This is a genomic window from Streptomyces sp. NPDC053474, assembly GCF_044544845.1.
Classification (GTDB): Bacteria; Actinomycetota; Actinomycetes; order Streptomycetales; family Streptomycetaceae; genus Streptomyces.
In genome coordinates this window covers 49,915-58,378 of sequence record NZ_JBITXV010000029.1, presented here as the reverse complement: position 1 = coordinate 58,378, position 8,464 = coordinate 49,915, and the positions used below count along the sequence as shown (strand labels likewise).

Genomic DNA, 8,464 nt, shown 5'->3' with positions numbered 1-8,464 from the left:
CCCCTAAATCACCAAACACCCCACCACTTACCCCCCCCCCCACCCTCGCCCTCTCCCTCTTACCCCCTTGGCCGGGGGGGTACCCGCCCGGGGGGCGGGCCCCCCCCCCCCCCCCCGCCCCCGGCCCTCGTCGTTACTGCTGAACCGCCGCGCGCCTATGCGGACTTGCGGCTGTCACGCGGGTGCACCGCGATGTTCATCGCGCCGGACCTGAGGACCGCAAGGCGCTCCTCCAGGACCTCCTCGAGCTCTTCTCGAGTACGGCGCTCCATGAGCATGTCCCAGTGCGTACGCGCGGGCTTGCCCTTCTTCTCCTCCGGTCCGTCGCCGTCCACGAGAAGTGCCTGGGCCCCGCAGACCTTGCACTCCCACTCCGGCGGGATCTCCGCCTCGACCGAGAACGGCATCTCAAATCGATGTCCGTTCTGGCATGCGTACTCCACGGCCTGGCGCGGGGCCAGGTCGATGCCGCGGTCGGTCTCGTAGCTGGTCACCACGAGGCGCGTGCCGCGAAGAGCTCGCTCACTCATGAATCGTGCCTCCCGGGCTTGTCGCCCACAGGACAGGTGTCGCTGTCGTCGTCATCCGGACAACGTCCGGTCGGCGGTAAAGATTCCCGTACCGGGTCATGCGTCGCCGTCGTATGCCGCCCCTTGTTGTACCCACCGACGCCCGGTTTGTCACATCTGACAACAGATGTCACCCAGCGTTGCCATAAACTCAGCACGCAGTAACGGTCCGCCTGGCAGGCCAAAGGCGTACACTACCGGCCTTCGCCCCTCGTTGCTAAATCAGGCCCGGAATCGGCTGGTCCGCGCCCTGGGCCGGGGCGGTCAGACCCAGGCGCCGCGGTCCTTGAGGACCGCGCGCAGCGTCTCCGTCTCGTCCGTCATGATGCCGTCGACCCCCAGGTCGAGCAGCGTGTGCATCCGGGCCGGGTCATTGACCGTCCACACATGGACCTGGAGCCCGCGCGCGTGGGCGGTGCGCACGAAGCGGTGATCGACCACCCGGACCCCCGACTGCGCCTCGGGCACCTGCGCGCACACCGCGGACACCCGCGGCACCGCCGGGAGCCCCAGGGAGCGCAGCCGCAGCGCCAGGACGCCGCGCGTGCCGTACGACGTGGCGAGGCGCGGCCCCGCGAGCCGCTGGGCCCGCGCCACCCGCGCCTCTGAGAACGAGCCGACGCAGACCCGGCCCCACGCGGAGGCGCGCTCGATCAGGTCGAGCAGCGGCACGAGGGCGGGCTCGGCCTTCACGTCCACGTTCCAGCGCGCCTCGGGGAACGCCTCCAGGAGGTCCTCGAAGAGCGGCACCGGCTCACGGCCCGCCACGCGCGCGTGGCTCACCTCGCGCCAGGGCAGGTCCGCGATGCCGCCGGTCCCGTCCGTGACCCGGTCGAGCGTGGCGTCGTGGAACGCCACGAGGCGGCCGTCCGCCGTGGCGTGCACATCGGTCTCCAGGTACCGGTAGCCCTGGTCGACGGCGCGCCGGAACGCCGCCGCGGTGTTCTCCAGGCCCTCGGCCGCGCCTCCCCGGTGGGCGAAGGCGAGCGGCCCCGGATGGTCGAGGTAGGGATGGCGTACGCGCGTGGTCACCGACGCAGTATCGCCCGCTCCGATGGCGTGCCCGAGGCCACCACGACTCCGGCGGGCGGCGTGGGGAGGGCGAACAGGCGCAGGGAGAACTGGGCGAGCGGGCCGATCGTCACGGCGTACACGACGGTGCCCACGCCGAGGGTGCCGCCGAGCGCGAAGCCGGTGACGACCACCGCGACCTCCACCAGCGTGCGCGTCAGCCGGATCGAGCGGCCGGTGCGCTCGTGCAGGCCCGTCATCAGGCCGTCGCGGGGGCCGGGGCCGAACTCCGCCGCGATGTAGAGGCCGGTCGCCACGCCGTTGAGGACGATGCCCGCCACCAGCAGCGGGATCCGGACGCCAAGGCCGTGCGCGTCCGGAACGAGCGCGAGCGTGCCGTCCATCGCCAGGCCCACGACGAAGACGTTCGACACCGTGCCGAGGCCCGGCCGCTGCCGCAGCGGGATCCACAGCAGAAGCACCGCGGCGCCCACGAAGATCGAGACGACGCCGATGGACAGGCCGGTCCGCTCGGCCAGGCCCTGGTGCAGCACGTTCCACGGCTCCAGGCCGAGGCCCGAGCGCACGAGCAGCGCCGAACTCGCGCCGTACAGGACCAGCCCCGCGTACAGCTGGACGAGGCGCCGCGAGAGCTGGCCGCCGCCCGGCAGCCTGGGAAGGGACCGGCCCCGGTGCTCCGGGGCCGGGGCGGACGGAACTGGATGCTCCCTGGACAAGTGGTGCCCCCCGTGGTGGTAGTGGCCTGACTCATGACACTCTGTGGCTTGGCGCAAGGCGCCAACCATGGCCAATTCGATGAAGGTGGACTGGGATCATGGCTCAGTGGACATCGGCGGTGGGCTCGACCCAGCTCGCCCGGCTGCTCACCTCCCAGCAGGCGCGCCCGGCGGGCGCGGGCGCCCGCCGCCCGCCCGCCTACCGCGCCCTCGCCGACGGCATCAGGCTCCTCGTCCTGGAGGGACGCGTCCCCGTGGCCGCCCGCCTGCCCGCCGAGCGGGAACTCGCAGTCGCGCTCTCCGTGAGCCGCACCACGGTCGCCGCCGCCTACGAGGCGCTGCGCACCGAGGGGTTCCTGGAGTCCCGCAGGGGCGCGGGCAGCTGGACCGCCGTCCCGGCCGGGAACCCGCTCCCCGCGCGCGGGCTCGAACCCCTGCCGCCCGAAGCCGTCGGCTCCATGATCGACCTGGGCTGCGCGGCCCTGCCCGCCCCCGAGCCCTGGCTCACCCGCGCCGTGCAGGGCGCCCTGGAGGAGCTGCCTCCTTACGCCCACACCCACGGCGACTATCCGGCGGGGCTGCCCGCCCTGCGCGCCATGCTCGCCGAGCGCTACACCGCGCGCGGGATCCCGACCATGCCGGAACAGATCATGGTCACCACCGGCGCCATGGGCGCCATCGACGCGATCTGCCACCTCTTCGCGGGCCGCGGCGAGCGCATCGCCGTCGAGTCGCCCTCGTACGCCAACATCCTCCAGCTGATGCGCGAGGCGGGGGCCCGCCTGGTGCCCGTCGCGATGGCCGAGGGGCTGCGCGGCTGGGACCTGGACCGCTGGCGGCAGGTGCTGCGCGACGCCGCGCCGCGCCTCGCGTACGTCGTCGCGGACTTCCACAACCCGACCGGCGCGCTCGCCGACGAGGACCAGCGCCGCCAGCTCGTCGACGCGGCGCGCTCCGCGGGCACCGTCCTCGTCGTCGACGAGACCATGAGCGAACTCGGCCTCGACGACGTCGAGATGCCCCGCCCCGTCTGCGGGTTCGACCCCGCGGGCGCCACCGTCATCACCGTGGGCTCGGCCAGCAAGGCCTTCTGGGCGGGCATGCGCATCGGCTGGGTGCGGGCCGCGCCGGACGTGATCCGCAGCCTGGTGGCGGCGCGCGCGTACGCCGACCTGGGCACGCCCGTCCTGGAGCAGCTGGCCGTCAACTGGCTCCTGAGCACCGGCGGCTGGCGCGAGGCCGTGAACGTGCGCAGGGCGCAGGCCCGCGACAACCGCGACGCGCTGGTCGCCGCCGTGCGCAGGGAGCTGCCCGGCTGGGAGTTCGAGGTGCCGCACGGCGGCCTGACCCTGTGGGTGCGCACCGGCGGCCTGTCCGGGTCGCGCCTGGCCGAGGTCGGCGAACGCGTCGGCGTCCGCGTGCCGTCCGGCCCTCGCTTCGGCGTGGACGGCGCCTTCGAGGGCTATGTGCGGCTGCCGTTCACCGTCGGGGGAGCGGTCGCGGACGAGGCGGCGGTGCGCCTCGCGGCGGCGGCACGCCTGGTGGAGAAGGGGGCGGGCGGAGGGATGCAGGCCCCGCAGTCGTTCGTGGCCTGAACGGGCGGGCCCGGTAGGTGCGGAGGCGGGCCGGGTGACCGCCCCGCGCCTTCAGTTCTCCGCGGCTAGTTCTCCGCGGCGGCGGGTGCCGCGGAGAGGGCCGCGTCCGCGGGCCTCGTGCGCCCCGGGACCAGCTCCAGGACCGCCCGCCGGTGCGCGTCGCTCGTCGCGTCGTCGTACGGGTCCGGTGTGGCGGGGACCTGGAGGCGGTGCACCGGACCCGTGCCGAGGCGGGCGTAGCCGCGGCCCGCGGGGACCTCCGCCGTGGGGGTCGTGGGCGGCGCCGCCCCGAGGATCTGCTCCAGCTGGCTAGGGGTGGCGGGGCCGAGCACCACGCGCGCGCGGGTGTGCTGCCGTACCGCGTCGCTGAGGGCGTCCACGCTGTCGAGCTGGTCGGCCACCACGATGGTGACGCCCGCCGCGCGGCCGTGCCGCAGCGGCACCTGGAGCAGCGACTGGGGGTCCCGGTGCCCGTCGGCCGCGGCCAGGTGGCCGAGCGTGCTCGGGCGGTCGAGGAGGATCCACAGCGGGCGCCGGGTGTCCTCGGGCGGCGGCTGGCCCGCCTGCCGGGCGCGGTTGGCGGCGATGAGCCGCCGCTCCGTCTCGTGCGCCGCCCACTCCAGGCTCGCGAGGGCCCCGGTGAGCCCGCACTCGACGGCCAGGACGCCGTCGCGCCCGGTGAGGCACGCGTAGTCGCCGGTGCCGCTGCCCTCGACGATCACCACGTCGCCGTGCTGGAGGGCCTGCAGGGCGATCGAGCGGAGCAGCGTGGTGGTGCCGCTGCCGGGCGTGCCGACGGCCAGCAGGTGCGGCTCGGTCGAGCGCGGGCCGGTGCGCCACACGACGGGCGGCACGTCGCGCTGTTCCTCGCCGTCGGTCACGGGCAGCGTGCGCTGGACCGAGGTCGGGTCGGTGAAGCCGAGGACGGTCTCGCCGGGAGCGGTGACGAACCGCTGGGCGGCGATGTCGGTGGGCAGCGGCGGCAGCACGTCCACGGTGAGCGTGTTGCCCTCCTCGTCCCACTCGAAGCGGTACTCGCGGCCGCGGCCCGACTTGGCGTGCAGCAACTGCTCGATCCGCGCGCGGGACTCGGCCTCCCCGTCCGTGAAGTACGCCGGGTAGCGCACCACGAGGTGGGACACGCGGCCGGTGTCGTCGAACTCGTGGGCGGCGAAGGCCTTCTCCCACTCGCCGCCGTGCGCGAACAGCGGGCTGGGGTCCTCCGGGACGGAGAAGTACGGCACCAGCGCTTCGTAGAGGGACCGCAGGCGCTGCACCTGCGCCTCGTCCGGGCCGGTGGGCGCGGGGACGGTGCGCTCGCGGCCCTTCCAGGCGGCCGCCGCCATCAGGCTGATGACGGCGAGCAGCGGCCCGTAGGGGATGAGGGCCACCACCAGGATCACCGAGGCCACCAGGAACAGCAGCGGGCCCCGCCGGTCCTTGGGGGTCGCGGACCACTTGCGCCGCCCGGCTCCGGCGAGGCGGCGCAGCCCTCGGGTGATGGTGATCAGCGGGTGCAGGACGTCGGTGGCGCTGTCGGCGGCCGACCGGGCCAGCTCGCGGCTGCGCGCGATGTGCTCCCGGCCCCGGGCGATCTGGGCGGTGCCGGTGCTCAGGATGCGGGGGAGAGGGCGCCGGGCCACGTCGGTCTCCTGGAGGTGGTGGTGAGGGGCTCGGCCGTCAGAACTTGATGCCGCCGAGCAGGCTCGCGAGGCTCGCGCTGCCCGCCTGGATGCTCGGCGCGATCGCGGTGCCCGCGAGGAAGAAGCCGAAGAGGGCGCAGACCAGGGCGTGGGAGGCCTTGAGCCCGTCCTTGCGGAAGAAGAGGAAGACGATGATGCCGAGCAGCACGACTCCGGAGATGGACAGGACCATGAGAGTTCTCCTGATTGAGGGGGACAGTCACCATCAGTACTTCCAGGCTCACAGCATGTATCCATACGAGATGGGGTGCAAATGGGGGAAAGTATCGAAATTTCCCCTGAATGGCGGCGGGTCGCCGGGCCGTCCTGGGAGAGGGGCGGGCGGTCGGCCGCGCCCGCGGTGATCTTTGCCGCGGACGCGGTCGGTCATGTGCCGTGACGGGCAGTACCCTGTCGATTCACTCGTACGGCTGCACGGCTGCGCAGCCGGGAACCATCTGGGCCCCAGTACGCGCTGGGGCCCGGCTCACGCGCATCGCGAAAGGCGGGCACCACCATGGGCGAAGCCCTCGACCCCGAGGTCGTGGAGCTGGCGGGCAAGATCTTCGATCTGGCGCGCGCCGGCGACACCGACGCCCTCGCCGCGTACGTCGACGCGGGCGTCTCCGTGAACCTGACGAACGACAGCGGCGACTCGCTCCTCATGCTCGCCGCCTACCACGGGCGCGCGCCCGCGGTGCGGGCCCTCGTCGAGCGCGGCGCGGACGTCGACCGCGCCAACGACCGGGGGCAGACGCCGCTCGCCGGTGCCGTCTTCAAGGGCGCGGACGACGTGGTCAGGGCGCTGGTCGACGGGGGCGCCGATCCGGCCGCGGGCACGCCGTCGGCCATCGACACCGCGCGGATGTTCGACAAGGGCGAGCTGCTCACGCTGTTCGGGGCCGCCTGACCGGGGTACCCGACCTGGTGCGACGGGGGCGCCGGAAATGTGGTCGCGGCGGGTGGAACCGCTGGGTCATCATGACGACGTGATTCACGGACACGACGTCGGGGCAGAAGTTGCCGCGGCGCGTGGCCCGTGATCGGCCCGAACCCGGACCTGGTGTCCGGCATCCCCCCGGGCCACCGACGAAAGGCAGAGGAAAATGGTCTTCGACAAGCAAGAGACGGCGGGCGGCCCGACGTGTTGGCGCACGGCCAGGTAATGCGGATTCCCGGTTGCGTCGACGCTTGATGTGAGGCTGTTTCCCATGTTCGAACCGGTCATAGCGCCCAGCGGTACGCTGCTCGGCCTGCTGCAGAGAGGCCGCGGCGACGGCACCCTGCACGCGCTCACCGCACCCAGGGCCGAGGCGCTCGCCGCCCTCGACCACTGCGTGCTCAACGACCCGCGGCACGACTGGCAGGTGGAGAACCGCTCCCTGTACTACGCCCGCCTGTACCTCGATCTGAACGGTGAGCTCGACGCCGTCGAGCGCCACCTCTTCGACCCCGAGGACGCCCTGGTCACGGACGACTCGCGCACCGGCCTCGCGCTCTCGGTGCTCGGCCACCTCGCCTCGTACGACCGCCTGGACGCCCTCAGGCTGCTGCGCCGCTACGCCGAGTACGGCAGCAACTGGGCCTGGGCCCTGGACGAGCTGGCCCTGCGCGACGACGACGCGGCGCTGCGCGCCCTCGCCGGGCCCGTGCTCGCCCGCTTCTCACCCGACGCCGAGGGCGAGGCCGCCCTCACCGTCGCCGTCCGCGACGCCTTCGAGCCGCGGCCCTGGCGGCTGTGGGCCGAGGACCCCCGCCCGGAGATCGGCGCCCGCGTGCGCGCCGCCCGGGAGCGCGGCTCCTTCGACCGCTGGCAGCGCCAGCTGGAACCGGCCGGGCCGCGGCCTGGCTGGAGCGTCAAGGCCGTGCTCGACTGGGCCCAGGAAGGGCTCGACCGCGGCGCCGCGCTGCACGGTCCCGCGGCCCGCTGTCTGGGCGCCGTCGCCGGGCCCGAGGACCGCGCCGAGATCATCGCGGCGGCGCGGTACGGCGCGGACGGCGCGCGCGGCACCGCCCTGCGCTATCTCGCCGACGCGTACGACCCCGACGCGCTCGACCTCATCGAGGAGGCGGCGCGGAGCGCGTCGTCCGTCGTCGTGGACGTCGCCGCCGAGACCTTCGAGCGGATGCGCTCCGTCGCCGCCGTGCAGCGGGCCCGGCAGTGGGCCGGACGCCCGGACGTGCTCGGCGCCGCCGCCGGGCGCGTGCTCGCCTGCCGGGGCGGCGCCGAGGACAGCCAGCTGGTGCTCGCCGCGCTGCGCGAGGCCGTGCGCGGCGAAGGTCCGGACGCGCCGACGCTGTGGCCGCTGGTCGACGGCGCCGGACGCCTCGGCATCGGCTGCGCGGCGCCCGTCCTGCGCCACGTCTACCGCGAGACCGCCTCCTCCCACCTCAGGGGCCGGGCCGCCGGGGCGCTCGCCGTCACCGACCCCTCCTTCGCCGCGGGCTTCGCCGTCGAGTGCCTCTGGGACTGCGAGGAGACCACCCGCGAGGTCGCCGCACGGCACGCGGAGACCGGCGACGCGCGTGTCGTCGCCCAGCTCAGGAGGCTCGCCGCCGATCCCGCCGAGGAGGACGAGGTCCAGTCCGCGGTGCGCAACCGCATCGGTCCTGACGCACCCGCCGTGTGAGCGCCCGGCGCGCGTCGGCGGCGACCAGGACCTGAGGGCAGGGCCGCGGGCCGCCGCCGCGCGCATGACGCTCCGGCTGTGAGCCGCCCTCCCGTCCGCGTGACGTCGCTGCCGTGAGCCGCCCCCGCCCGCGTGACGTTCCTGCCGCGGGCCGCCGCCGCGCGCGGAGCGGAACGCTCATGGGACGTTCCTCGCCAGGAAAGATCCACGTTGACGTGGGCACGCCCCATCTGGCGACAA

At 74.3% G+C, this 8,464-nt stretch carries 8 protein-coding genes; 3 read left to right on the top strand and 5 right to left on the bottom strand.

Annotated features, from left to right (window positions below; translation table 11 throughout):
• Positions 1–155 precede the first annotated feature (155 nt).
• The 3 genes from ACIG3E_RS39825 to ACIG3E_RS39815 form a co-directional block, all read right to left on the bottom strand.
• Positions 156–530 (bottom strand): RNA polymerase-binding protein RbpA, encoded by a 375-nt coding sequence (locus ACIG3E_RS39825; protein ID WP_030360404.1) that lies wholly within the window; start codon positions 528–530, stop codon positions 156–158.
• A 303-nt stretch (positions 531–833) separates the two neighbouring features.
• Positions 834–1,601 carry a glycerophosphodiester phosphodiesterase gene (locus ACIG3E_RS39820; protein ID WP_399625873.1) on the bottom strand — a complete coding sequence of 256 codons (768 nt, stop codon included), beginning with the start codon at positions 1,599–1,601 and terminating at the stop codon, positions 834–836.
• Positions 1,598–2,251, bottom strand: a complete 654-nt coding sequence (locus ACIG3E_RS39815) for a YitT family protein (RefSeq protein WP_399625888.1) — start codon at positions 2,249–2,251, stop codon at positions 1,598–1,600. Before ACIG3E_RS39815 ends, ACIG3E_RS39820 begins: the two co-directional genes overlap by 4 nt.
• A gap of 164 nt (positions 2,252–2,415) precedes the next feature.
• Here ACIG3E_RS39815 and ACIG3E_RS39810 point away from each other — a divergent pair, with 164 nt between their 5' ends.
• The gene (locus ACIG3E_RS39810) at positions 2,416–3,912 is read left to right on the top strand and encodes a PLP-dependent aminotransferase family protein (protein ID WP_399625871.1); all 1,497 of its coding nucleotides are present in this window, start codon (positions 2,416–2,418) and stop codon (positions 3,910–3,912) included.
• 65 nt (positions 3,913–3,977) lie between these two features.
• Here the strand turns inward: ACIG3E_RS39810 and ACIG3E_RS39805 are convergent, their stop codons facing one another.
• Together ACIG3E_RS39805 and ACIG3E_RS39800 are read right to left on the bottom strand one after the other, a co-directional pair.
• Positions 3,978–5,555 (bottom strand): hypothetical protein, encoded by a 1,578-nt coding sequence (locus ACIG3E_RS39805; RefSeq protein ID WP_399625868.1) that lies wholly within the window; start codon positions 5,553–5,555, stop codon positions 3,978–3,980.
• Between the two features lie 37 nt (positions 5,556–5,592).
• Positions 5,593–5,787: a hypothetical protein gene (locus ACIG3E_RS39800; protein WP_030674661.1), complete on the bottom strand. Its 195-nt coding sequence runs from the start codon at positions 5,785–5,787 to the stop codon at positions 5,593–5,595.
• A 324-nt stretch (positions 5,788–6,111) separates the two neighbouring features.
• On the opposite strand from ACIG3E_RS39800, the gene ACIG3E_RS39795 reads away from it, so the two are divergent.
• Together ACIG3E_RS39795 and ACIG3E_RS39790 are read left to right on the top strand one after the other, a co-directional pair.
• Entirely contained in the window at positions 6,112–6,504 is a 393-nt protein-coding gene (locus ACIG3E_RS39795; protein ID WP_399625866.1) for an ankyrin repeat domain-containing protein, read from the top strand.
• Positions 6,505–6,805: 301 nt separating this feature from the next.
• Positions 6,806–8,224 (top strand): HEAT repeat domain-containing protein, encoded by a 1,419-nt coding sequence (locus ACIG3E_RS39790; protein ID WP_399625863.1) that lies wholly within the window; start codon positions 6,806–6,808, stop codon positions 8,222–8,224.
• The last annotated feature ends 240 nt before the right edge of the window (positions 8,225–8,464 follow it).